This is a genomic window from Haloarcula vallismortis ATCC 29715 (assembly GCF_000337775.1).
GTDB lineage: Archaea > Halobacteriota > Halobacteria > Halobacteriales > Haloarculaceae > Haloarcula > Haloarcula vallismortis.
The window spans coordinates 111,212-132,163 of sequence record NZ_AOLQ01000004.1; the positions used below are offsets into that span (position 1 = coordinate 111,212).

The 20,952-nt window shown below is 63.6% G+C and carries 23 protein-coding genes and 1 tRNA gene; 13 read left to right on the forward strand and 11 right to left on the reverse strand.

From position 1 onward, the window contains the following. Nucleotides 1-14: 14 nt before the first annotated feature. A complete protein-coding gene (locus tag C437_RS00870) occupies nucleotides 15-1,652 on the reverse strand; it encodes an NADH-quinone oxidoreductase subunit D (RefSeq protein ID WP_004514993.1) in 1,638 nt (545 codons plus the stop codon). Nucleotides 1,653-1,741: 89 nt separating this feature from the next. Between C437_RS00870 and C437_RS00875 the strand changes: the two genes are divergently transcribed. The 3 genes from C437_RS00875 (at nucleotide 1,742) to C437_RS00885 (ending at nucleotide 4,105) form a co-directional block, all read left to right on the forward strand. Then, entirely contained in the window at nucleotides 1,742-2,419 is a 678-nt protein-coding gene (locus tag C437_RS00875) for a helix-turn-helix domain-containing protein (RefSeq protein WP_049919561.1), read from the forward strand. A gap of 136 nt (nucleotides 2,420-2,555) precedes the next feature. Next, nucleotides 2,556-3,032 (forward strand): cupin domain-containing protein, encoded by a 477-nt coding sequence (locus tag C437_RS00880; protein ID WP_004514995.1) that lies wholly within the window; start codon nucleotides 2,556-2,558, stop codon nucleotides 3,030-3,032. A 278-nt stretch (nucleotides 3,033-3,310) separates the two neighbouring features. Further along, nucleotides 3,311-4,105 carry a lipoate--protein ligase family protein gene (locus tag C437_RS00885; protein ID WP_004514996.1) on the forward strand — a complete coding sequence of 265 codons (795 nt, stop codon included), beginning with the start codon at nucleotides 3,311-3,313 and terminating at the stop codon, nucleotides 4,103-4,105. Between the two features lie 98 nt (nucleotides 4,106-4,203). Here C437_RS00885 and C437_RS00890 read toward each other — a convergent pair whose 3' ends face one another. Beyond that, nucleotides 4,204-4,953: a helix-turn-helix domain-containing protein gene (locus tag C437_RS00890; protein ID WP_004514997.1), complete on the reverse strand. Its 750-nt coding sequence runs from the start codon at nucleotides 4,951-4,953 to the stop codon at nucleotides 4,204-4,206. 212 nt (nucleotides 4,954-5,165) lie between these two features. On the opposite strand from C437_RS00890, the gene C437_RS00895 reads away from it, so the two are divergent. From C437_RS00895 to C437_RS00905, 3 genes are all read left to right on the forward strand, one after another. Next, entirely contained in the window at nucleotides 5,166-5,480 is a 315-nt protein-coding gene (locus C437_RS00895) for a hypothetical protein (protein ID WP_004514998.1), read from the forward strand. 118 nt (nucleotides 5,481-5,598) lie between these two features. Further along, nucleotides 5,599-6,432 (forward strand): deoxyribonuclease IV, encoded by an 834-nt coding sequence (locus C437_RS00900; RefSeq protein ID WP_004514999.1) that lies wholly within the window; start codon nucleotides 5,599-5,601, stop codon nucleotides 6,430-6,432. A 93-nt stretch (nucleotides 6,433-6,525) separates the two neighbouring features. Continuing rightward, nucleotides 6,526-7,272: a class I SAM-dependent methyltransferase gene (locus C437_RS00905; protein ID WP_004515000.1), complete on the forward strand. Its 747-nt coding sequence runs from the start codon at nucleotides 6,526-6,528 to the stop codon at nucleotides 7,270-7,272. Here the strand turns inward: C437_RS00905 and C437_RS00910 are convergent. The 3 genes from C437_RS00910 to C437_RS00920 are packed head-to-tail and all read right to left on the reverse strand — an operon-like array spanning nucleotide 7,250 to nucleotide 9,091. Next, complete coding sequence (locus tag C437_RS00910) at nucleotides 7,250-7,834, reverse strand: hypothetical protein (protein ID WP_004515001.1); 585 nt, start codon at nucleotides 7,832-7,834, stop codon at nucleotides 7,250-7,252. The genes C437_RS00905 and C437_RS00910 overlap by 23 nt on opposite strands. Further along, nucleotides 7,827-8,258 (reverse strand): CopD family protein, encoded by a 432-nt coding sequence (locus tag C437_RS00915; protein WP_004515002.1) that lies wholly within the window; start codon nucleotides 8,256-8,258, stop codon nucleotides 7,827-7,829. Before C437_RS00915 ends, C437_RS00910 begins: the two co-directional genes overlap by 8 nt. A gap of 38 nt (nucleotides 8,259-8,296) precedes the next feature. Then, nucleotides 8,297-9,091, reverse strand: coding sequence for a hypothetical protein (locus C437_RS00920; RefSeq protein ID WP_004515003.1), 795 nt, complete (start codon nucleotides 9,089-9,091; stop codon nucleotides 8,297-8,299). Nucleotides 9,092-9,179: 88 nt separating this feature from the next. On the opposite strand from C437_RS00920, the gene C437_RS19705 reads away from it, so the two are divergent. After that, nucleotides 9,180-9,407: a hypothetical protein gene (locus C437_RS19705; protein WP_074654860.1), complete on the forward strand. Its 228-nt coding sequence runs from the start codon at nucleotides 9,180-9,182 to the stop codon at nucleotides 9,405-9,407. A gap of 27 nt (nucleotides 9,408-9,434) precedes the next feature. On the opposite strand, the gene C437_RS00925 is transcribed toward C437_RS19705, so the two are convergent. Together C437_RS00925 and C437_RS00930 are read right to left on the reverse strand one after the other, a co-directional pair. Next, entirely contained in the window at nucleotides 9,435-10,079 is a 645-nt protein-coding gene (locus C437_RS00925; RefSeq protein ID WP_004515004.1) for a DUF7095 family protein, read from the reverse strand. Between the two features lie 68 nt (nucleotides 10,080-10,147). After that, complete coding sequence (locus C437_RS00930; RefSeq protein ID WP_004515005.1) at nucleotides 10,148-11,626, reverse strand: phytoene desaturase family protein; 1,479 nt, start codon at nucleotides 11,624-11,626, stop codon at nucleotides 10,148-10,150. Between the two features lie 169 nt (nucleotides 11,627-11,795). Between C437_RS00930 and C437_RS00935 the strand changes: the two genes are divergently transcribed. From C437_RS00935 to ncsA, 3 genes are all read left to right on the forward strand, one after another. Continuing rightward, complete coding sequence (locus C437_RS00935; RefSeq protein ID WP_004515006.1) at nucleotides 11,796-12,821, forward strand: DUF2332 domain-containing protein; 1,026 nt, start codon at nucleotides 11,796-11,798, stop codon at nucleotides 12,819-12,821. An 89-nt stretch (nucleotides 12,822-12,910) separates the two neighbouring features. Beyond that, the gene (locus tag C437_RS00940; protein ID WP_004515007.1) at nucleotides 12,911-13,609 is read left to right on the forward strand and encodes an alpha/beta fold hydrolase; all 699 of its coding nucleotides are present in this window, start codon (nucleotides 12,911-12,913) and stop codon (nucleotides 13,607-13,609) included. Between the two features lie 86 nt (nucleotides 13,610-13,695). Continuing rightward, a complete protein-coding gene (gene ncsA, locus C437_RS00945) occupies nucleotides 13,696-14,691 on the forward strand; it encodes a tRNA 2-thiolation protein NcsA (protein WP_004515008.1) in 996 nt (331 codons plus the stop codon). A gap of 121 nt (nucleotides 14,692-14,812) precedes the next feature. On the opposite strand, the gene ftsZ is transcribed toward ncsA, so the two are convergent. The 3 genes from ftsZ to C437_RS00960 form a co-directional block, all read right to left on the reverse strand. Then, the gene (ftsZ, locus tag C437_RS00950) at nucleotides 14,813-16,054 is read right to left on the reverse strand and encodes a cell division protein FtsZ (protein WP_004515009.1); all 1,242 of its coding nucleotides are present in this window, start codon (nucleotides 16,052-16,054) and stop codon (nucleotides 14,813-14,815) included. Nucleotides 16,055-16,056: 2 nt separating this feature from the next. After that, nucleotides 16,057-16,233: a ribbon-helix-helix domain-containing protein gene (locus tag C437_RS00955; RefSeq protein ID WP_004515010.1), complete on the reverse strand. Its 177-nt coding sequence runs from the start codon at nucleotides 16,231-16,233 to the stop codon at nucleotides 16,057-16,059. 236 nt (nucleotides 16,234-16,469) lie between these two features. Beyond that, nucleotides 16,470-17,096, reverse strand: a complete 627-nt coding sequence (locus tag C437_RS00960) for a zinc ribbon domain-containing protein (RefSeq protein WP_004515011.1) — start codon at nucleotides 17,094-17,096, stop codon at nucleotides 16,470-16,472. 265 nt (nucleotides 17,097-17,361) lie between these two features. Between C437_RS00960 and C437_RS00965 the strand changes: the two genes are divergently transcribed. Then, a tRNA-Tyr gene (locus C437_RS00965) sits at nucleotides 17,362-17,435 on the forward strand. A 136-nt stretch (nucleotides 17,436-17,571) separates the two neighbouring features. Here the strand turns inward: C437_RS00965 and C437_RS00970 are convergent. Continuing rightward, nucleotides 17,572-18,753: a pyridoxal-phosphate-dependent aminotransferase family protein gene (locus tag C437_RS00970; RefSeq protein ID WP_004515012.1), complete on the reverse strand. Its 1,182-nt coding sequence runs from the start codon at nucleotides 18,751-18,753 to the stop codon at nucleotides 17,572-17,574. A gap of 259 nt (nucleotides 18,754-19,012) precedes the next feature. On the opposite strand from C437_RS00970, the gene C437_RS20425 reads away from it, so the two are divergent. Beyond that, nucleotides 19,013-19,162, forward strand: a complete 150-nt coding sequence (locus C437_RS20425) for a hypothetical protein (RefSeq protein ID WP_004515013.1) — start codon at nucleotides 19,013-19,015, stop codon at nucleotides 19,160-19,162. Between the two features lie 118 nt (nucleotides 19,163-19,280). Then, nucleotides 19,281-20,270, forward strand: coding sequence for an aldo/keto reductase (locus C437_RS00975; RefSeq protein WP_004515014.1), 990 nt, complete (start codon nucleotides 19,281-19,283; stop codon nucleotides 20,268-20,270). Nucleotides 20,271-20,952: the final 682 nt, after the last annotated feature.

Consider the following 20,952-nt stretch of genomic DNA (forward strand, 5'->3'; position numbering starts at 1 on the left):
GGGCAGCTGCTGGCCTACCGGTCAACCTCCCCCATGATGGTGTCAAGACTGCCTATCGTCGCCACGAGGTCGGGGACATATTCACCGCGAGCCATCTCGGACAGCGCCTGCAGGTGTGAGAAAGAGGGGCCGCGGATTTTGAACCGCGCCGGTGTCTCTGTCCCGTCCGAGCGGATGTAGATGCCGAGTTCTCCTTTCGCGGCCTCGATGGCGCGGTAGATCTCGGCATCGGGGTCGGGCCGAAGTGTGCGGGGGACGTTCGCCTGTATCTCACGGTCGTCCTCCGGCCAGTCCTCCAGCAGGTCGACGCACTGGCCGATGATCTTCGCTGACTCTTCAACCTCGCGCAGGCGCACGAGCAGGCGCGAGAAGTTGTCGCCGCCCTGCTCGGTGACGACCGACCAGTCGAGTTCGTCGTAGTAGCCGTAGGGGTCGTCCCGGCGGAGGTCGTAGTCGACGCCGGAGGCTCGCGCAACCGGGCCAGTACAGCCGTAGGCCTTCGCGGTTTCGGCCGAGAGGTGACCCGTGTCAACCGTCCGGAGCTGGAGGATCTCGTTGCTGGTGAGCATGTCGTGGTACTCCGTGAGCTTGCGGGGCAGGTCGTCGAGGAACGCACGGATCTTCTCGAAGAACGCCTCGCGAGGCTCGGGCAGGTCCCAGGCGACGCCGCCCAGCCGCAGGTAGTTGAACATCAGCCGCTGGCCGGTGAGGTCTTCGAGGACATCCTGAACCAGTTCGCGGTCCCGGACTCCCCACTGGAAGACGGCGGTGAACTCCCCGACCACGTCCAGGGCGTAGGTCGCGAGCGCGAGCATGTGCGAGAGGATACGCGAGAGTTCGCCGCCCATCGTTCGGATGACTTGGGCATACGCCGGCACGTCGATGTCGGCGAGGTCTTCAGCTGCCCGGGCATAGGCCCACTCGTTCAACAGCCCGGCTCCGCCCCAGTCCCAGCGGTCCGGATACGGCATAATCTGGTGGCGGTAGGTGCCCTGCTGGCACATCTGTTCCTCACAGCGATGGATGTAGCCGATATCGGGGTCGACGGCCGCCACCTGCTCGCCGTCGAGCTGGGCGTTCAGGTGAAGGACGCCGTGGGTCGAGGGGTGATGTGGTCCCATATTGAGGTGCATCGTCTCCGGCCCCTCGCGACGGTCTTCGAGCAGACGCTCGTGCTCGCGAAAGGAAACGATCTGTGGCTGGTCCTGATCGTAGTCCCGGCGAAGCGGGTGGCCCTGCCAGGTCTCGGGCAGGAGAATACGCCGGAGGTCAGGATGGTCCTTGTACTCGATGCCGACGAGGTCGTAGGCCTCCCGTTCGTGCCACGCCGCCGTCGGATACACGGGCGCGGCGGACTCGCTGCCTGGCGACTCCGTGGCTGTCGGAACAACGACCGATAGCTCCTGTGTCGGGTCGTCGTAGCGCCGCAGATGATAGACCGTCTCGAACCGGTCGGCGTACTCCTGGGCCGTAACACAGGCACAGTGGTCCAGACCGGCCTCCGTTCGTAGCGTCGAGAAGACGGTCTGTACCTCGTCCGCACGGATGACGACGGCCGGGGCGTTCTCGTGGCGCTCAGTAGAGAGAACATGGTCGGCAACCGGTTCGACAAGCGGGTGGATGTCGTCGGTATGGTGGGCTGTCTGGGCCATTTCAGTAATCGGCTGTTCGACGGCTGCACTCCTCGGCCTATCCCCTCACGCCCGAGGTTATTTTAAATATGGCCGTGGAACCGGCCGGTATGAAATACGTCTCGCTCTCGCTGTGGATGGAGCCCGAGATACGCCACCCGATGCACCAGTTCGTGATGGACCACGACGGCTACGAAGCGAGCTATCTCCTCCGGTGGAACGACATGGGTGCCGCGGTCCAGACCCTGCTCTTTCACGTCGACGGCTGGCCGGTCGAACCGTACCGTGCAGCCCTGAAACACGCCCCGCGGGTTCAGGAGTACGCCATCTCACCCTGCCCCGATGACTCGTTTTACCTGTACGTGCGCGGTCGGCCGACCGACGCCGATACGGACCTCATCAACGCGTTCACGCAGGCCGGTCTGGTCATCGTCTCGCCGGTCGCGTACCGCGCCGACGGCACAACCGAGCTCACGCTGGTCGGTCCCGGCGGGACGGTCCAGCAGGCCGTCGAGACGGTTCCCGACGGCGTCTCCGTCGATGTCCGCGAGGTCGGGGAGTACGACAGCCGACGCCTCGACACCGGGGCGGCGCTCACCGACCGGCAGTTCGAGGCCGTCGCCGCCGCCGTCGACTGTGGGTACTACGGCAACCCTCGGGAGGGGAGCGTCGACGACATCGCCGACGAACTCGGCTGTGCACCTGGAACTGCCGCGGAACACCTCAGGAAGGCCGAGGCCCATGTGATGGCTGACATACTCGAACAACGGCCCGAATCGACGGCGTAGTCCGCGCTGTTCGGGAACCGTTGAGGCGGCCGACTGTCTTCCCGAAAAACTATAAACTCTTGAACAGTGCCTTCTAATGCCGGATTGCGAACACACCACAGGGCCAGCGGTGGCCCAGCTCAGGACGACACTGACAATGGACACAGTAACTATCGACGACGTACCGGTCGAACGGAACCCGATGCAGGTACACGACATCCGTAAGCCAGTCTCCCGGAAACTCGGGACCGAGCATTTCGCGGCGAACTACTTCGAACTCGACCCCGGCGACTCCTTCTCTGGGAGCCTCCACCGCCACCACGATCAGGAAGAGGTGTTCTACATCGAGCAGGGACAGACCACCTTCGAGGTCGGTCTCGACCGCGAGGAGGTCGACGTTTCGGGCGGCGAACTCATTCGCTTCGAACCCGGCGAGTTCCAGGAGGGATACAACTCCGGCGACGAGCGCGTCGTCGGCTGGGCCTTCGGCGCGCCCGGCGCGACCCACGACTGGGACGAGATAGAATCGAGAGCACACTGTCCGGAGTGCGATGCGGAGACGACCCAGAGTGTCGCCCTCGCCGATGGCCGGTTCGAACTTACCTGCACCGACTGCGGGAACGTTCAGGGATAGCAGTCGATTCTGTCTTTTGTGGAACTACAGCTTCAGCCGGTCGCCCCTTTCAGTCCCGCCCAGTATTTCTTGTCCAACCGGCTGTGGGTGGACTGAAAGGGGCCGAGCGGAGGACGAGTCTGGCGACAGTAGCACCGCAGCGAAGCGAGGAGCGCACGGAGTCAGACGAGTCGTCCGCGAGGGGGCTTTCTGGTTCTCTGAACAAATTACGACCACACTACCTCTTTCAATCGTTACTAGCCCGCAATTCATATCGCATCGCGTCACGAAGCCCGAGTATGTCACTGGCCGACCTGGAGTGGCGCGTCATCGGCGAGGAAACACGACCCGGGCCGATGACGATGGCGCTGGAAGCAGCCGCTGCCGAAACCGCCGCCGATGGCGGTCCGGCAACGGTGCGAGTGTACACCTGGCCCGATACGCTCTCGCTCGGCTACGGGCAGGACCCCGACACCATCGACTGGGCGTTCTGCGAGCGCGAGGATATCGGAGTGACGCGCCGACCCACCGGCGGCGGCGCAATTTATCACGACAGCACAGCGGATATCTCCTACGGCATCATCGCGCCGGCCGACGCTGTGCCGGGCGACCTCATGGACTGCTACGAACAGTTCTGTGAGCCCGTCTTGGACGCGTTCGAGCGCATGGGCGTCGACGCGTCGTTTGCCGACGACAAGCGGTCGGCGGTCCACCAGCCGGCCTGTTACCTGCGGCAACTCCATCCGGCCCACGACATCGTCGGTCCCGATGGCCGCAAACTCAGCGGGAACGCCCAGTACCGCCAGAAAGACGCTGTCATCCAGCACGGCTCCCTGTCCGTCTCGCTGCGTCCCGACCGCCACTGTGGCTGCTTCACTGGCGACCCTGACCCAGAACAGTTCACCGAGCGCGTCGGGGCGATAGGCGAATACGCCGATATCGACCGCGCCGAAGCCGTCGAGACGCTCCGGTCGACGCTGGCCGAGTGGGTCGATGCGACGGCAGGGTCGTGGACAGACGACGAACTCGCACGCGCACGTAAGCATGCAGAGGAGAAGTACAGCGCGGACGAGTGGATTCGGCGGTCACCCTGACACCACTCGTCGCTACGTGGCACAAAGTGATGTGTCTCGACCGCTTCGAGCTTGAGTCGGTTCTCTTCGAAGAGTCGTTTCACTCCCTCATTCCGCGGTTAGAGGGTTTCTTCGATAAACTGTGAGACGATGCGGTCCTCGGCAGTCCGGAGCTGATACTGTACGGTCGACCGGGGCTCGTCCAGTATTGATGCGAGATCCTTGACCGAAACCTCTCGCGGTCGCTCGTAGTAGCCGTGGGTCACAGCGGCTTTGAGTACCCGCCACTGCTGGGGCGAGAAGTCCGTCGCGACGCGTTCGGTGGCCCTCCAGTTTCCGGCACTGGTGATATGTGACACTGAGAGTGTGACGCCGTCGCGGAGGCTCGATTCGATTTTGTCGTACACCTCGCCGATTGGGTTTGACCCCGGATAGAGAACGCGCCAGCGGTACTCGTTGCCCGTCCGTCGAGATTCGAAGATCGTCCCCTCACTGACGTGCCGATGCAGGAAACTGGGTAGCGACTGACAGCCGCTGATTTCACGACGTAGCGTGTACACTGTCCGAGATGTTTCCCCGCGGTCCAGCACGTGGTACGTCCGCGCCGTCTCACAGCTCACGACGTCGAAACACTCGTTACAGCGGTCTTCGTCCAGAAAGACCTCGTCGAACGCACGCAGAGCCTCGGGCGTCCCTTTCGCGTGGTCAAGTCGCCACATGTGGTCGTCACCGACGAAGATGGCCGATGACCATACGGAGAGGCTTTGATGCTGCCTGAACACGTCCATCAGGCTATCGGCACCTGCGTCGAACTGCAGGACGAACTCGAACTCGCGTGTGTCATCTACTGCGGCCTGTGTCCCGGTCATTTGGTTATTACTAACTTAGAGAAGTGTGCACAAGTCGGTTGTTACTCCGCCAAATTCACTCAACGGTCTGCAGTTAGTTCCTGATAAACCGACAGTGGTCGATTGGCTGTGTGCCGTACGTCTCGAATGATGGGTCTGTGAAAGTGGACTCTCTCCTCCTCCTGACAACAGAGCTACGTCACCGTTTTGTGGCAATCCGGCCAAGTAGTGGCATGGTCCCGTCCCCCGCTGATGACGACTCTGCTGACACCTCTGCCGGCCCTCAGGCAACTGACGGCCGCGTCGCACAGCTTTCCGATGAAGAACTGTATGCGGTTGTTCGGGTGGCCGCCGAGGACGCAGTGCTTGGCGCGTTCGGCACGCTCATGTTGGTCGGTATCGGCGTCGTACTGGCCTCCTGGGGCGCAGCGTTACTACTGTCAGCAACGCCGCTTCCGGCGGCTATCGGCGTGGTACTTGTCCTGTTCGGTGCCTACCTCGCGCTATCGAGCCTCCGCATGATCCCACCCGTCCGCGAGTGGGTCTGAAGCAATCGGATATCTCTGTTCACCGGCTGTTGCCCCGCTTCGACGAACCCCGGACACGAGCTATGACCGACCGTGACACTCCGGAACCTCTTTTGTCGGGCATCACCGACCGGTGTGCATGGTACAAGTCGGGGCACACACCTCTATCGCCGGCGGCGTCTACAACGCCGTCGAGGAGCAGGTCGAGTACAGTGGCAACTGCGGGCAAATCTTCTCACACTCGCCGCAGGTCTGGCAGGACCCGAACATCGATGATGACGAAGCCGAACAGTTCCGCGACCTCACAGCGGATCACGGCGTCGGCCCGTGGGTCATCCACTCGTCGTACCTGGTCAACCTCTGTACACCCAAAGACGACCTCCGCGAGAAGTCTCTCGATTCGATGCAGAAGGAGGTCGACGCCGCCGCAAAGCTGGGCATCGAGTACGTCAACGTCCACCTCGGGGCCCACACCGGGGCGGGCGTCGACGGCGGGCTGGACAACGCGGCAAGCGTCCTAGACGACCTCGACATCCCCGAGGGCGTCACCGTGCTGGTCGAGTCCGACGCGGGCAGCGGGACGAAGCTCGGCGGCCAGTTCGAGCATCTGGCGACGGTCCGCGAACGAACCGATCAGGACATCGAGTTCTGTCTCGACACGGCCCACATGTTCGCCGCGGGCTATGACCTCTCGACGCCCGAAGCCGTCGACGAGACACTCGCGGCGTTCGATGAGGTCGTCGGGGTCGAGGACCTCGCCTGCGTCCACCTCAACGACTCCAAACACGAATGCGGAACGAACAAAGACGAACACGCTCACATCGGCGAGGGCCACATCGGCGAGGACGGGATGCGCGCGTTCGTCAACCACGACGCCATCCGCGACGTACCGCTGGTACTTGAGACGCCGACTGAAGACGGCAAGAGCTTCGCCTGGAACATCGAGCGCGTCAAGGAACTCCGGGGCGAATAGGGCCGTTCGACCGCGGTACTTTTGAGGCCGACCCGACTCTGCGAAACTGTGCGCAGGTTCTCCGCCGACTACCTCGAAACCACCCGCAGGGGGATGTGGGCCGACTCCCGCGCGGCGCTTTCGGACCTGCGGTTGGGCGAATGTGAGCGGGTCCTCGACGTAGGCTGTGGGACCGGCGAACTGACACGCGTCCTCCGCGAGGAGACCGACGGGACCGTCGTCGGTCTCGACGCTGATACGGACCTGCTTTCCGCCGCCGGCGGTCCGACCGTCTGCGGGGACGCGACGCGACTCCCCTTTGCCGACGACAGCTTCGACCTCGTGGTGTGTCAGGCGTTGCTGATTAACCTCCCAGACCCCGAGATTGCGGTTCGGGAGTTCGCTCGCGTCGCCACCGACCGGGTGGCCGCCATCGAGCCGAACAACGCCGCCGTCACCGTCGAGTCGACTGTCGGCGACGAGCCGGTCCTGGCCCGCCGCGCTCGCCGGTTGTTTCTCGACGGTGTCCGGACGGATGTCACCCTCGGCAGCGACGCCGCCGACGTGTTCCGCGACGCGGGGCTGTCCGTCGTCTCGACGACCCAGTACAATCAGGAACAGCGCATCGAGCCGCCCTACGACGACGCGGCGATGCAGGCCGCCCAGCGGAAAGCGACCGGGACTGGGCTGGCCCACGACCGCGAGACGATTCTCAACGGCGAGGCCACGCCCGCCGAGTACGACGCGCTCCGGGAGCGCTGGCGGTCGATGGGCCGGGACGTGATCGAGCAGATGCAGGACGAATCCTACGAGCGCCGCGAGACGGTCCCGTTTTTCGTCACTGTCGGCGTGGTTCCGTGACGCGCTTGGTCCCGGCCTCGGGGAGCAGATAGCCTGCTAATCTGTAGACCGCAGTGTCCAGCAGACTGGCGACCAGTCCGACGACGCCGCCAACGACAGCGGCGACAGCGCCTCCGATAAGAAGGACCACAAGCACCGTCTGGAGACGGACCCCGCCGCGCTGTATCGTCGGCACGAGCGCCACCGCGAACAGTCCCAGCAGGAACACGACGCCGGTAGCGCACCCGGCCGCAACGCCGTGGAGCACGAGGGTCCGGAATGGGGTGTCCCCGAGTGCGACCCGGCTGTTGACCCACCGGACCGCGAGGACGAACAGCGCCCAGAGATAGCAGAAAGCGGCCACGCCGACGAGGGTGTTCAGCCCGGCGAGCAGGCCGGCGAGCTCCCCGCTCGTGTGGGCGGCGAGGACGCCGAGCAGGACGAACAGGGTGGTGTCGAACGTGGCAAGCGTCCACGTCACGAGGGATACCGGTCGTGTGGAAATCTGTTTGCCGTCGCGTGCTGTCTCAGTCTCTGTTGCTCCTTCCCCCAGATCTTCCCGCTCTCGCTGGTGTTCAACCATGCGCGAGCACCTCCGCGAGGACGACGATGCCCAGAAGGACGACCGCCGTCGCGCCGTAGGCCCGCGAGAGCGTTCGCTGGATGGCCGGGTGCAGGTCGTCGAACGTGTCTTCGCGGTCACTGGCCTGTACGAGGAGGAGCGTGCGGACGACCGACCCGGCAAAGAGAGCGACGACGACGGTGAGTTTCACCAGCAGGGTTCGTCCCCAGTCGGTCCCGGGACCTGGCGGCCCGAGCGTCCCGAGATTCCCGACGCCGGTGAACACGAGCACGCCGACGCCGCCCCAGAACAGCCACTCGAACTGTCGCGCGGGTGCGAGCGAGGTGACAGCGCCGCTCCGATAGCTCTGCCAGAGGACAGTCGTACCGCCGACGAGGGCCGCCATCGCGACCACGTGGAGGGTCCGAATCGGAAGGGCTGCCATAGCTGTCACTTCACCGGCAGGTCGCAAAGAACATGGGGTCAGCCAGACTGATCGATTGTCACCACGTCCTCATCCGTCACCACGTTGTACCGCATCGACGGGTCGACGGTCAGGCTGACGACGCCGCTGTCGAGGGCGTCCGGGCGCTCGAATCTGACGACCGTCGACCGGGCGGTAAAATCACTGGTGTAGATACAGGGCTGCGTGTAACAGCCGAACGCGTGGATGCCGTCCGCCGTCTCCTCAATGCGTTTTAGATGGGGAACGATCGAACCGGAGCCCCAGCCGGTCTGGACGACGAGGACGGCGTGAGTTCCGAAATCGGTGTCGGCGGCGAGGCTGTACGCGTTACTGCTGTCGTTCTCGAACCGCTCGATGTCCTCGGCCTCTGTCAGCAGTGTCGCGTAGAGCTGGTCACCGTCGTCTGGGGGACCTTCCAGCCCTTCGTCAGCAAACAGCGTCCCACGGGTCGTCTCCTGCTCGAACGACAACGATGGCTCGGCCGGCATGTTCACACAGAGATACAGCGGGTCACGGTCGCCCTCGTCGGAGTCATCGAAGTCGCATTCGCTGTTCTCGATCTCGTACGGTGGTGTATCGACCCGCTTCAGGTCGTCGGGCAGCCCGTCCAGCGTGTCCGTCGGCGTTTCGTCGTCGGTGTCGGTGGCTTCGTTCTCCGTTTCGGTAGCAGGGTCAGTTCCCGGCGACGGATGCGTGCGTGTTTCGGTGCCGCCGCCACCACTGCTGTTCCCGTCCGGCGCGAGGCATCCGCTCAGGGCACTAATCGCCACGCTACCGACCAGCCCCACGGTCGCCCGTCGCGTTCGTTTCATACGGCTGCCTTCCGGTCGTCGGGGTGTATCCCTTCTGTTCGCTCAAAACCGCGTTGTAGTTGTCAGGGCGGTGGCCCGACACAGGGCGATGTCCCTCGCCGATAGAGCCTTGCAGGGCGAGCAGCTACGACCGACACGGACCGACTCGCGTCTCCACATGATACCACCACTCGTCCGCCGCTGTCCGGAGTGCCGTCACATGACCTGGAGCCGTCAGTTCGCTGCCGTCGATGACAGCGAGCGCGGCTCGCGGCTCGTCGAATGTCCCGCCTGCGGACACCGGTTCTCGACGGTTGATGCGCCGTGGTTGCAGTAACGGCGTGCCAGAGCCAGCGGTGAGCGCCTACACCACGTCGCCCCGAACTGTCGCCCCGTCTTGCTGTGCCCGGTACTCCTTGACCGCGTCGGCGGCGTTGCCGGCTTCCGTCTCGTCCATCCCGAGCATCGACAGGGACTGGGTCAACGTCGGGAAGACGAACTCGTTGTCCCGGAGCTTCTGGAACGCCTCGGGGGAGCGTTCGCCGTCGAGCCACAGGCAGGCTCCCCGTGGGTCCAGTATCTGCTCGTAGTCGTTTCGCATCTTCGCGCCCTTGAGCCGCTGGGTGACGTTGTCCTCGAAGGAGGCGTTGCACACTTCCAGATGGACCGGCTCGTCGTCGTTCAGGAGGTGGGCAGCGAGGCACTTCTCGGGCGCGGCGTGCCCGCTGGCGTTCGCGCGGATGTACTCGGGATGCTCGTCAGCCCACGCCGCGCGGACGGTCTTGCCGACGCCGTCGACGCCGTGACTGCGCTGGAACTCCTCGGCCCGTCCCGGCGCGTCCTTGAACAGGATGTCCTTGGTGACGTACACGTCCAGCCGTTCGACCGGGTCCAGCCCGAGCGCGGCGTCGCCGTAGACCCACACCTCGCGGACCGGGACCGGCATCGTCTCCTCTTCGACCGTCGCGACGATTTCCTCCACCCGCTCGACTGCCTCCGGACGGTCCATACTCATTGGTGTCTCTACCAGTCGAGCGGCCTAAACGCTGACTCTCCGCGCACGCGATGCAGTGAGTATCACCCTCGGACGTGGTCAGCCGCAATTTTGCTCCCTTTGACACAGGCGACGGTCCCCAGCCCGGGCCACGTGGTGTCGCCGGCGAGGTAGAATCCTTCGACGCCCACGTCCTGTGGCACGGCGCCTTGGTTCGCGTTCGCCGGCGTCTGCTTGTACCCACCGACCGCCCCGCGGGGTCTGTTCGTGAACTGTTCGTAGGTGACTGGCGTCGCCACCTCGGAGACGACCGGGTCGGTCCCGAGGTCGGGGTAGACGGTCCGGCCGCCCGCACGCAACTGCTCGCGGGCGACTGCTTTCTTGTCCTCGTAGGCCGCCCTGTCGAGGCCTTGCCACGGCTCGACCCCGCAGTGGGTGGACAGCATGACCGCCCGGTGCCCTGCCGGTGCGCTCACGTCGTCACCCGGCGCGGAGACGGAGACGAACATGTTGTTCCCGTTGCCGAGTGGTTCGTCGTAGTCCTGCAGAATCTGGTGGTGGGTGCGCTCGTGGCCCTCCACTTCGGTGTCGGGCACGCCGAGAAACAGCACGAGCGCGCTCCCCTCGTGGTCGCGCAGCATCGAACAGTATTCATCGAGCCTGTCACCGATGACCGTCGGTGCAAGGTCCCTGGTAACGGGGACTGGGACGGTACTGACGACCTGTTCGGCGTGGACTGGCCCCGCCGCAGAGTTCACGCGGAAATCCCCCTGGCTGCCGGTCACCTCCGTAACGGTGCGGCCCGTCTCGACTCGTCCGCCGATGTCGGTGTACTGGTCGACAAAGGAGTCCCAGAAGCCGTACATTCCCCCGGTCGCTCGGCCCAGCCCCGTCCGGTGGATTGTCATACCGAGGACGGCGTTCAACAGCGGCGCTTCCTCCAGCGAGGCGTGGACCGTATCCTCGACAAGCATCGAAACGACTGCGCGTAGCGCGCGGTCGTCGTACACGTCGTGGGCGCGCATCGCGTCGGCCATTGTCCAGCGAAGATACCTGACCAGTGGAAGGTCCCGGAGACCGACTGCTCTGGCGTTTCGAACGATATCGTCCACGCCCTGTATCGGCATCTTGATGTCTCTTCTGGTGAGCTTCCAGAGCCGCGTCGAGAGGTCGTCGATGAAGTCGTAGAACGCCAGATGCCGCCTGTCGTCGCCGAGTTTCGCCCGTCGCTCTACGTCCCAGTCTGTGTGGTCGCGGTACAGCGTCACCGTCCGGTCCGGAAGCCAGAGATCGTAGGCGTCCTGTATGGTGATCTCCGGCGGATCGAAGCCGACGGTCGACAGCAACTGGCCGCCGACACCGCCGGGCACGAAATCGACGAGCGTCGTCGCGCCAACGTCGAACCGGAACCCCGCGCGCTCGTAGAAGCCGGCACAGCCGCCGACGCTGTGGTGCTGTTCGAGCACGACCGTCGAGTAGCCGTCCGCCTGCAGGCGTGCAGCTGTGCTCATGCCCGCGACGCCACCGCCGATGACGGCCACGTCTGCGGACTCAGTTTCCATGACTGCCCGCCCACGCGACCGTTCCACCTTCGTCCGACGCGAGAGGACTGGCACATTTGCTTGCGGTTGGTTGGACCAAAACCATTGATTCAGCTACAGGCAGGCCAGACTAAATGGTTCCCCCTCCAGAAGCCGAACGCTGATTTACCAGTGCTGTCTCTGGACCGACATGCCCGACCGTCAGACGCAGTTCTGGGACCTCGCCACGTGGGCCGAAGACACCTCCCCACTGTACGCCTACCTCTGCCGGGAAGCCGCCGCCGATGACGCAGTCCTCGACCTCGCTTCAGCGGTCCCCGAGGGCCGTCAGGCTCCGCACCTCTTGCTCGCCGCGGTCCACTACCTGCTTGACCGGAATCCTGACCACCGGCTGGCCCAGTACTACCCGAGTATCGTCGCAGACTCGCGAGAACCGGACGACGAGTGTTTCCCGGCCTTCCGCGAGTTCTGTCTCGACCACGCCGACGACATCCGGCCGCTTCTACGGACCCGGCGCACGCAGACGAACGCGGTCCGACGCAGCGCGGTCCTCTACCCGGCTATCGCACAGGTGGCTCGCGCCGCCGACGGGCCGCTTGCGCTGGTGGAACTCGGGCCGAGCGCGGGCCTGAACCTCCTCTTTGACCGCTACCGCTACGATTACGACGGCCACGTCGTGGGTAACAGCGACTCACCGGTCACCATCGAGAGCAGTGTCCGACGCGGTGACCCGCCGCTTCCGGAGACACCGCCCGTAATCCGCTCACGGGTCGGCATCGACCGCAATCCACTCGACGTGACCGACGCGGCCGACAGGGACTGGCTCCGCGCGCTCATCTGGCCGGAACACGAGGACCGTCGCGCTGTTCTGGACAGCGCACTGGCGGTCGCACGGGACGACCCGCCCGAACTCATCGAGGGCGATATGCTCGATGACCTGCCGGCAGTGCTCGATGGTCTCCCAACCGATGTCTCGGTCTGTGTCGTCAACACGCTCGTGCTGTATCAGGTTCCCGAGCAACTGAGCGAAGCGCTGTCGACGTTCCTCGAAGATCGGATGACTCAGCGGCCGCTGCACTGGCTCACCGGTCAGCCGGACCTCTCCGGTGGCGAGTCAGTGGGACTGGACTGGAAACGCCGGACCGATGATGGCATCCAGACCACCCACCTCGTCGACTACGAACCCCACGGCGCGTGGCTGTCGTGGCTACCCTGACCGCACGCACTGGCATCCACGTCGACAACACGATGGGTGGCCGTCAGCCGTTCACTCGGGCTTATGTCCCCACCGAAGGAACGTCGAGTATGCAGATTCGCGTGTATGACGAGGGCGCTGCCAGAGATTGCCTCTTCGTCCTCGGCTGGGGGAACCGGTGTCGACACCGGAACGTCCAGTGGCTCATCGATACGCTTGCCACGGCGTACCGCGTTCACGCCGTCGAACTGCCGACACACATCACCGACTACCGGCGGGAGTGGGTCGAGCCAGTCCGGGAATACGCCGCCGACCTCGATGCCTTCGACCTGCTCGGGCACAGCGCCGGCGGGCTGACAGCGGCCCACCTCGACATCGACGGCATCGGCAACCGAGTGTACTTGAGTCCCTGGTGGGACAGTGACTTCCCGGTTCCGGGGCCAGTGCTTGACGCTATCGCATCGCTCCCGATCACGAAACCGTTCATCCCGGTCGATACGCTTGACGACGATGCCATCGGCGACCTGGCGACGGCCCAGCAGCTCGCGGACGCTCCGTCGTCAGTCTCGCCGGCGTTCCTTCGAACGGTGTTGCGGGCCCAGCGGGCGCTTCCGCCGGCTCGCGATACCGCCGCGGCGGTTTGCTCGCTCACCGATAGCGTCGTCGACCCGCGTGCTGTCGGGGCGCGTCTGCCGGCCGACCGTATCCGGTTGTACGACGGCGGCCACGAACTGTTCTCCTCGACCGGTCGCGAGGCCACCGTCGAGACAGTCATCGACACGTTACAGCACGGACCGGACGCGTTGTAAGGTGTGGCTGTGACCGACTCATAGACCTTGCCCGCTGGGGCCGAGACGAAACCCTCTCACCATTGCGGGCACGACTACTCGTCACGATGGAGTGCGACAAATGCGGCGAGAACGCGGTGTTACACGCGGCCTATTCCGGGCTGCACCTCTGTGAATCTCATCTCTGCCGAGCGGTCACGAAACGGGTCCGTCGTCGCATCCGCGAGGACGGCCTCGTCTCCGACGACGCCACTGTCGAGGACCCAGAGACGTGGGTCATCGGTCTCTCTGGCGGGAAAGACAGCGTCGTCCTCACGCAGATTCTGCACGATACGTTCGCAGAAGACCCCCGCATCGAACTGGTAGCACTTTCTATCCACGAGGGTATCGAGGGCTACCGCGACGCGAGTCTGGAGGCCTGTGAGGAACTGACCGACGACCTCGGTATCGAACACGTCACCGTCTCCTACGCCGAGGAGTTTGGCGTCCAGATGGACGACGTCGTCGAGGACGACCCCGAGGGGATGGCCGCCTGTGCCTACTGTGGCGTGTTCCGTCGCGACCTGCTCTCGAAGTATGCCGAGGAACTCGACGCCGACAAACTGCTGACCGGCCACAACCTCGATGACGAGGCCGAGACGGCGCTGATGAACTTCCTCGAAGGCGATATCTCCCAGATCGCCAAGCATTTCGAGGCGTCGCTGGGACCGTTTGACTCGTCTGCCGACGCGCCTACGGAACAGACACGCGAGGCCCAGGACCACCACATCCCGCGGGCCAAGCCGCTCCGCGACATCCCCGAAAAAGAGGTCGCGCTGTACGCCCGCTTCAAGGACCTCCCGGCACACATCACCGAATGTCCCCACGCCGAGGAGGCTTACCGCGGCGAGATACAGGACCTCATGCTCGGCCTCGAGGAGAACCACCCCGGGACCCGGCACTCGATTATGGCCGGCTACGAGAAGCTCGCGGCGCTCGCTGCCGACACCTACGGCGGCGAGGACAGCGATACCGACTACGGTGAGTGTAACAACTGCGGCGCACCGACAGCGCGAGACCTCTGCCGGAAGTGTAATCTGCTGGACGCGCTGGAAGCGGTCTGACGCGTCGTCGCCCTGTCTGACACTGCGACGAATCTGTTCTGACTGCCATCACACCGGACGCGCCGCTCACGGTTTGCGTCGCTCGTGGCTGTAGAAACCGAAAGAAGAATCGCGGACGTCGCTACTTGTTCGTCCGGATGACGTCGAGTCCGTTGTTCTTCTCGCGCTGGTCTTGCCCGCCGTCGGTCTCGCTGTAGCCGGCGTTGCGACCGCCGCTGTTCTGACTCCCGCCGCCGTTCGGGGCGGGGGTGTCGAAGCTTTCGACGTTGTCTGAGGCGTCGAAGGACGTGTCGTCGCTGACTTCCTGAATCGCCTCGCGGGACTTGTTGGCCTGTTTCTGGGTCGTCGGACCGAGCACCTGGGCGGACTGGACGCCGGTCATGATGGCCATGACCCGCACCTTGCCCTTGTACTCTTCCTGAATCCGTGCGCCCCAGATGACGTTGGCGTCGGCCTCAAGTCGCTCGGTGATGTTCTGTGCGATGCCCTCGGCCTCCTTCAGCGTGAGGTCCGGGCCGCCGGTGATGTGGACCAGGCCGCCGCTCGCGCCGCGGTAGTCCACGTCAAGCAGCGGATGGTTCATCGCGTCCTTGACGACCTCTTCGGTCTTGTTCTTGTCCTGAGTCTCGCCGACCAGCATCACCGCGACGCCGCCCTGATTCATGATGGATGTCATGTCGGCGTAGTCGAGGTTGATGAGGCTCGGCTGTGTAATGGTCTCAGAGATGCCCTTGACGGTCTCGGCGATGATCTGGTCCATCACGGAGAATGCCTTGCCGATTGGCAGGTTCGGGACGTAATCGAGCAGGCGGTTGTTGTCAAGCACGATGATGGAGTCCGCCTCGTTGCGGAGCTTCTCCAGCCCTTCCTCGGCCTTGACTGTGCGGGCCCGCTCGACGTTGAACGGCGTCGACACCATGCCGACGACGATTGCGCCCTGTTCCTTGGCGATCTTCGAGACGACGGGGGCGGCACCCGTCCCGGTTCCGCCACCCATGCCAGCGGTGACGAACACGAGGTCAGCGTCGCCCAGCACTTCCTTGATAGTCCCCTGTGCCATCTCAGTGGCGCGCTCGCCCATCGACGGGTCACCGCCGGCACCGAGGCCGTTGGTGAGGGACTTGCCGACCAGAATCTTCGTGTCGGCCTCGATCATCTTGAGGTGCTGTTTGTCCGTGTTGATGGCCACGGTGTCGGCGCCCTCGACGCCGATGTTGTACAGGCGGTTGACCGTGTTGTTGCCGGCACCACCACAGCCGACGATAACGATGCGCGGGTCGCCGAACCCGTCGACATCCTCGTCGGACATCCGCTTCTTTTCTTGCTCGTCGCGTTCGAGGGCCTCGTTAACGATATCCTGCATCGTTACACCTTGGCCCAGGACCGCTTCTTTTCGGAGGCTTGTTCGGAGCCTTCCTCGGCGAGCATTTCCCGAACCGCCGAGCGAATCGCTTCGCTCCGATTGGGGTACTCGCCCGTCTCGACCATCTGTTCGACCTCTTCAATCTGCTGCTTCGGAATCCGTAGTGTCACACGCTCCATGTTTGGTAGTTCCCCTTGGGTAAGACGGCCCGGACGGAGCGTGTTTACGCCCCGCACGAGTGTTTACACAGCGAAACCGCAGTACGGGGGCGGCATCCCCCCGCGTTCGTCGCTGTGTAAGACGACCGTCTTACGCAGAATAAACCACTGACCCTGATGTATTAAAACTTACGGGCAGTGTCATACACTTTCCCGTTTACAGCGTTTGAGGGCTTCTATCTGGCGTAAACGCTGACTTAGGTCTGATCGAGCACATCTGCTGCAGGCGTTCGTCTCCCACAGCCCGGGCAGAATCCCCAGTCTGACCGGAGTTCATCGCCGCAATCACAGAACACTCGACGGGACGACTTCTCACCGCAGTTCGGGCAGTAAACGTGGTCAGAACCCAGATTCTCACCGCATTGCGCGCATGTCTTACGTTCCTCTGTGTCGGACCTGTCCCGCGTTTCCGGCTCTGTCTTACGCCCGCTCCTGTCGGATGCCTGATGTTCACTGTGAGACCGCTCGTCCTCTGCACTCGCACCACGGTCAGCGGTGCGCCGTCGCTCGGTCTCGGCGTTCGCTGCCCCTCCGCTTACGCCGTCTAACGAGATGTTTACGTTGACATCCTGTGGTGGCGAGCGGTGGTGTCGCGTTTGCAGTCGGTCGGCGATGATACTGTCGACACGTTCTTCGATGAGTTCGTCAATTGTCTCGGCGTCGGTCACGGACTCTGACGCCGATGACGGTGGCTCCGACGCTGACGCAGAGGCGTCTCCGAGATACTCCCGGAGCGCTTCGCGCATGACCTCGCTCTTCGAGGCGTCGAACGCCTCGAGTTGGTCGATGAGGTCATCGTCAGCACGGAACGTTATCTTACTCATCGGACTCGGTGAAGGTATTATACAGGATGGTATTTTAATCTTCCCGCGCTGTCTGACGCCCGTCAGCTACCGGCATGACGCGATACCGCTCTTCCCGCTCAGATTCCGCTCGGAGACTACGTTGACCGGTCTATCAGACATCTGTGAGCGGGTCAGACGTGTCTGACACCGATCAGTGTGCCACTCCGCGTCGTGTGACCGTTCGGCGCACCTTCCACGAATAACAACCCTTAAGTCCAGACGGCGGGGTATTTTCGGGTGTCGACCGCCCTTAGCTCAGACTGGTAGAGCAGTCGACTGTAGATCGACTTGTCCCCCGTTCAAATCGGGGAGGGCGGACTTGGTTTTCAGCCGGTGTCGACTGGATGTGAACAGGGGTTAGTCTATCCTGTGGCTTCGAACAACCGGGCTCCGTGAAACAACCCTGTTCAGCAGGTCGGTGAAATGAAACCCCCGAGGCCGGCGCAGTGGAGCGTTAGAACCGCTCGCTCATCGCCGCCAGTCCGGCGTCCACGTCGACGGCCGCGCCCTGTTCGCGCAGCGCGTTACCTAGCGCCGCGAGCAGGTAGCTGACGTTCTGTCGTCGGGCCGAATGACCCATGCAGCCGATGCGCCAGATGTCGCCCTCCAGCGCGCCCAGCCCGCTGGCGATTTCGAGGTCGTACTCCGCAAGCAAGTGCTGGATGACCGCGCCGTCGTCGACGCCGTCGGGCACGCGGACGGTGTTCAGGCTCGGGAGCCAGAAATCGTCGGGGGCATTCATCTCAAGGCCCATCCCCTCGACGCCGGCTTTCAGCGCGCCAGCGACGTGCAGGTGGCGGTCCCAGCGTTCTTCGATGCCTTCCTCGGCGACGAGTCGCAGCGCCTCACGGAGCGCGTAAACGTTCGTGATGGGTGCGGTGTGGTGGTAGGCACGCTCGTCGCCCCAGTACCCCTCCAGCAGCGAGATGTCCAGATACCACGAGCGAGCCTCGGACTCGCGGGTGAGGACCTTGTCCATCGCGTCGTCGTTGAGCGTGAGCGGGCTTGCACCTGGCGGACAGGAGAGGCACTTCTGGGGGCCGGAGTAGGCCACGTCGATGTCCCACTCGTCGACGCGGAGTTCGACGCCACCCAGCGAGGTGACGCTGTCGGCGATGACCAGTGCGTCGTTCGCGTGGGCGATGTCCGTCAGCTCTGGCACGGACGGCTGAAGGACGCCAGTGCTGGTCTCGGCGTGGACGAACCCGAACACGTCCGGGCTGTGCTGGGCGAACGCATCCTCGACCGCCGCTGGGTCGAGCGGCTGGCCCCACGGCGCGTCGACGGTGACGATCTCGCCGCCTGCGCGCTCGGCCATGCTTGCCATCCGGCCGCCGAAATAGCCGTTCGTCGGGACGAGCATCGTATCGCCCGGCTCGACGACGTTGCCGATGGCCGCTTCCATCGCTGCGGAGCCAGTGCCCGAGACCGGAATCGTCCACTTGTTGTCTGTTCGGAACGTGTACCGGAGGAGGTCTTGGACCTCGTCCATGATCTCGATGAACGAGGGGTCGAGGTGACCGACCAGCGGCGTGCTCATCGCGTTGAGTACGCGGGGGTGCACATCGCTCGGGCCGGGACCCATCAGTGTTCGATCCGGTGGCGTCAACTCACCGACAGCAGGTGCCACATCCATATCGTGCGTTACCCGGTGACTGGGCATTAAAATCCGTGGTCACAACTCTCTGGACAGGATAGGGTCAATCTCACGCCTCCGCTGGAAGCGTAACTCGCCCGTCGTATGACTGTAGAACGAACATCACATCTGCGCTGCCGGTCACTGACCGCCACAACCCTACTCCATAATCGCAACCGCCAGACGCCGCTGGTATGAAATGTGTGAACGATCTACCCCGTTTTTACTCTCGTACTGCCAAGGTGGCGTGTGGTCGTCGATGGGATTGTTCGATAACGTTGCGTCCCCTGGGGAGGAACAGAGCCGCCGGTACACCTGTCTGGTGTGCCGGGCGTCGTTCGACGTTCAGTACCACTCCTGTCCGGACTGTGGTGCGTACGATATCCGCCGGACGAAGTGGCTCACGTAGCCTCCGGCGTCCACGTTGGCACGTCCACCGGACTGCCTGCTATCGGGCGACACTGCCCTTTTTTAGCTTGGTGCCGCGTACCACAGACACCAAGTGACCGCCGCCGGTACGGTCGTACGTGAACCGACGACAGTTAGGGACGACAGGGTACGACGTGACAGCTGTCGGGCTCGGAACCTGGAACATCGGTGGTGACTGGGGCGATGTCTCGGCTGAGGAAGGACGAGATACGGTCCGGACCGCGCTTGATGCGGGCGTCGACTTCATCGATACCGCCGACGTGTACGGCGACGGCTTCAGTGAGCAGCGCATCGCCGAAGTGCTCGACGAACGCGAGGTCCGCGACGAAGTGACCGTCGCGACGAAGGCCGGCCGCCGGCTTGACCCGCATACGGCAGAACGCTACAACTACGAGAACCTTGCCGAGCACGTCGACCGCTCGCGGGAGTTCCTCGGGGTTGACACGCTCGAACTCCTGCAACTGCACTGCCCACCGACCGACGCCTACTACCAGCCGGAGACGTTCGACGCCCTGGCGCAGTTGAAAGAGGAAGGGAAGGTCGATCACTGCGGCGTCAGCGTCGAACGCGTCGAGGAAGCGCTGAAAGCCATCGAGTATCCGGAAGTCGAGACGGTCCAGATAATTTTCAATATGTTCCGCCAGCGACCCGCGGAGCTGTTCTTCGAGGAGGCCAAGCGCCGCAGCATCGGCGTCATCGTCCGGGTCCCGCTGGCTTCTGGGCTCCTGACGGGCAAGCTCTCCCGGGATATGGAGTTTCCCGAGAACGACCACCGAAACTTCAACATCGAGGGCGAGGCGTTCGACCGCGGCGAGACTTTCGCGGGCCTCCCGGTTGATGCGGGTTTCGACGCCGTCGACGAACTCAGCGGCTACGTCCCCGAGCGGATGACGATGGCCCAGATGGCGCTGCGCTGGATTCTGGACCACGACGCGGTGTCGACGGTTATCCCAGGCTCGACCAACCCCGAACACGTCCGGGCGAACGCAGCCGTCAGCGAGATGGCCCCGCTCTCGAATCAGGTCCACGGCGCGGTCCGAGACATCTACGAGGAGTACGTCTTCGAGGACGTCCACCACCGCTGGTAGCCGCCACTTCGCAGATATATATGATTACATACATCTTTTCACGCCGGTATAGTACGATTAGAGTCCCAAAACGTGGATCAGGATTCTATTGAAGAGGACGTCGCTGTACGTGTATTAATCTACGAAAACTGACCATTCAACGGACGACATACATATGAATACAGACAGTTTCTGGGTGTCGTTATGTAAGGATTCAATAACGTGTCTGACGTGCTATCGAGTGTGCTGCGCCTCTCAATAGCAACTACCACTCGGCAGTCAGCAGACGATAGGTATGCTCCTGCCACCGTAAGCGTCCGTCCTGAGAAAACTCGGGTGGGACGACATTGAACGGCTCTCTGCTGCAGGCCGATGTCGGCGGGACGATTCCCGAAGACGAGCTCAGTCTCAGCTCGGGCCCGTAAGGAGCCTGCGGTTACTTTACGGACGTGTTGGGGACCGAGGCCGGGTGGCAAACCCGGCGTGGAACCGTCCCGTACAGGGGAGCATGGAACGGTGGGCGTCGGGAGAGTACGAGCACGAAGCGTGCTCGCACATAGTCTTCCATGCTATCCACTGTTTGTTATACAGCTCTTTATCTGCTGACAGCCGACAGGAGGACGCTACCGAACGCCGTTACGCCGGCTGGAAGGACATCGCTGTTGAACGCCGTAACTGGCGCTTCGGCAGGTGTTACAGCCAC

What these genes read in the sequence shown, in the direction of transcription:
- C437_RS00870 (WP_004514993.1), bottom strand. Translation starts at nt 1,652, where the DNA reads ATGGCCCAGACAGCCCACCATACCGACGACATCCACCCGCTTGTCGAA.
- C437_RS00875 (WP_049919561.1), top strand. Translation starts at nt 1,742, where the DNA reads ATGAAATACGTCTCGCTCTCGCTGTGGATGGAGCCCGAGATACGCCAC.
- C437_RS00880 (WP_004514995.1), top strand. Translation starts at nt 2,556, where the DNA reads ATGGACACAGTAACTATCGACGACGTACCGGTCGAACGGAACCCGATG.
- C437_RS00885 (WP_004514996.1), top strand. Translation starts at nt 3,311, where the DNA reads ATGTCACTGGCCGACCTGGAGTGGCGCGTCATCGGCGAGGAAACACGA.
- C437_RS00890 (WP_004514997.1), bottom strand. Translation starts at nt 4,953, where the DNA reads ATGACCGGGACACAGGCCGCAGTAGATGACACACGCGAGTTCGAGTTC.
- C437_RS00895 (WP_004514998.1), top strand. Translation starts at nt 5,166, where the DNA reads ATGGTCCCGTCCCCCGCTGATGACGACTCTGCTGACACCTCTGCCGGC.
- C437_RS00900 (WP_004514999.1), top strand. Translation starts at nt 5,599, where the DNA reads ATGGTACAAGTCGGGGCACACACCTCTATCGCCGGCGGCGTCTACAAC.
- C437_RS00905 (WP_004515000.1), top strand. Translation starts at nt 6,526, where the DNA reads ATGTGGGCCGACTCCCGCGCGGCGCTTTCGGACCTGCGGTTGGGCGAA.
- C437_RS00910 (WP_004515001.1), bottom strand. Translation starts at nt 7,834, where the DNA reads ATGGTTGAACACCAGCGAGAGCGGGAAGATCTGGGGGAAGGAGCAACA.
- C437_RS00915 (WP_004515002.1), bottom strand. Translation starts at nt 8,258, where the DNA reads ATGGCAGCCCTTCCGATTCGGACCCTCCACGTGGTCGCGATGGCGGCC.
- C437_RS00920 (WP_004515003.1), bottom strand. Translation starts at nt 9,091, where the DNA reads ATGAAACGAACGCGACGGGCGACCGTGGGGCTGGTCGGTAGCGTGGCG.
- C437_RS19705 (WP_074654860.1), top strand. Translation starts at nt 9,180, where the DNA reads ATGTCCCTCGCCGATAGAGCCTTGCAGGGCGAGCAGCTACGACCGACA.
- C437_RS00925 (WP_004515004.1), bottom strand. Translation starts at nt 10,079, where the DNA reads ATGGACCGTCCGGAGGCAGTCGAGCGGGTGGAGGAAATCGTCGCGACG.
- C437_RS00930 (WP_004515005.1), bottom strand. Translation starts at nt 11,626, where the DNA reads ATGGAAACTGAGTCCGCAGACGTGGCCGTCATCGGCGGTGGCGTCGCG.
- C437_RS00935 (WP_004515006.1), top strand. Translation starts at nt 11,796, where the DNA reads ATGCCCGACCGTCAGACGCAGTTCTGGGACCTCGCCACGTGGGCCGAA.
- C437_RS00940 (WP_004515007.1), top strand. Translation starts at nt 12,911, where the DNA reads ATGCAGATTCGCGTGTATGACGAGGGCGCTGCCAGAGATTGCCTCTTC.
- ncsA (WP_004515008.1), top strand. Translation starts at nt 13,696, where the DNA reads ATGGAGTGCGACAAATGCGGCGAGAACGCGGTGTTACACGCGGCCTAT.
- ftsZ (WP_004515009.1), bottom strand. Translation starts at nt 16,054, where the DNA reads ATGCAGGATATCGTTAACGAGGCCCTCGAACGCGACGAGCAAGAAAAG.
- C437_RS00955 (WP_004515010.1), bottom strand. Translation starts at nt 16,233, where the DNA reads ATGGAGCGTGTGACACTACGGATTCCGAAGCAGCAGATTGAAGAGGTC.
- C437_RS00960 (WP_004515011.1), bottom strand. Translation starts at nt 17,096, where the DNA reads ATGAGTAAGATAACGTTCCGTGCTGACGATGACCTCATCGACCAACTC.
- C437_RS00970 (WP_004515012.1), bottom strand. Translation starts at nt 18,753, where the DNA reads ATGGATGTGGCACCTGCTGTCGGTGAGTTGACGCCACCGGATCGAACA.
- C437_RS20425 (WP_004515013.1), top strand. Translation starts at nt 19,013, where the DNA reads ATGGGATTGTTCGATAACGTTGCGTCCCCTGGGGAGGAACAGAGCCGC.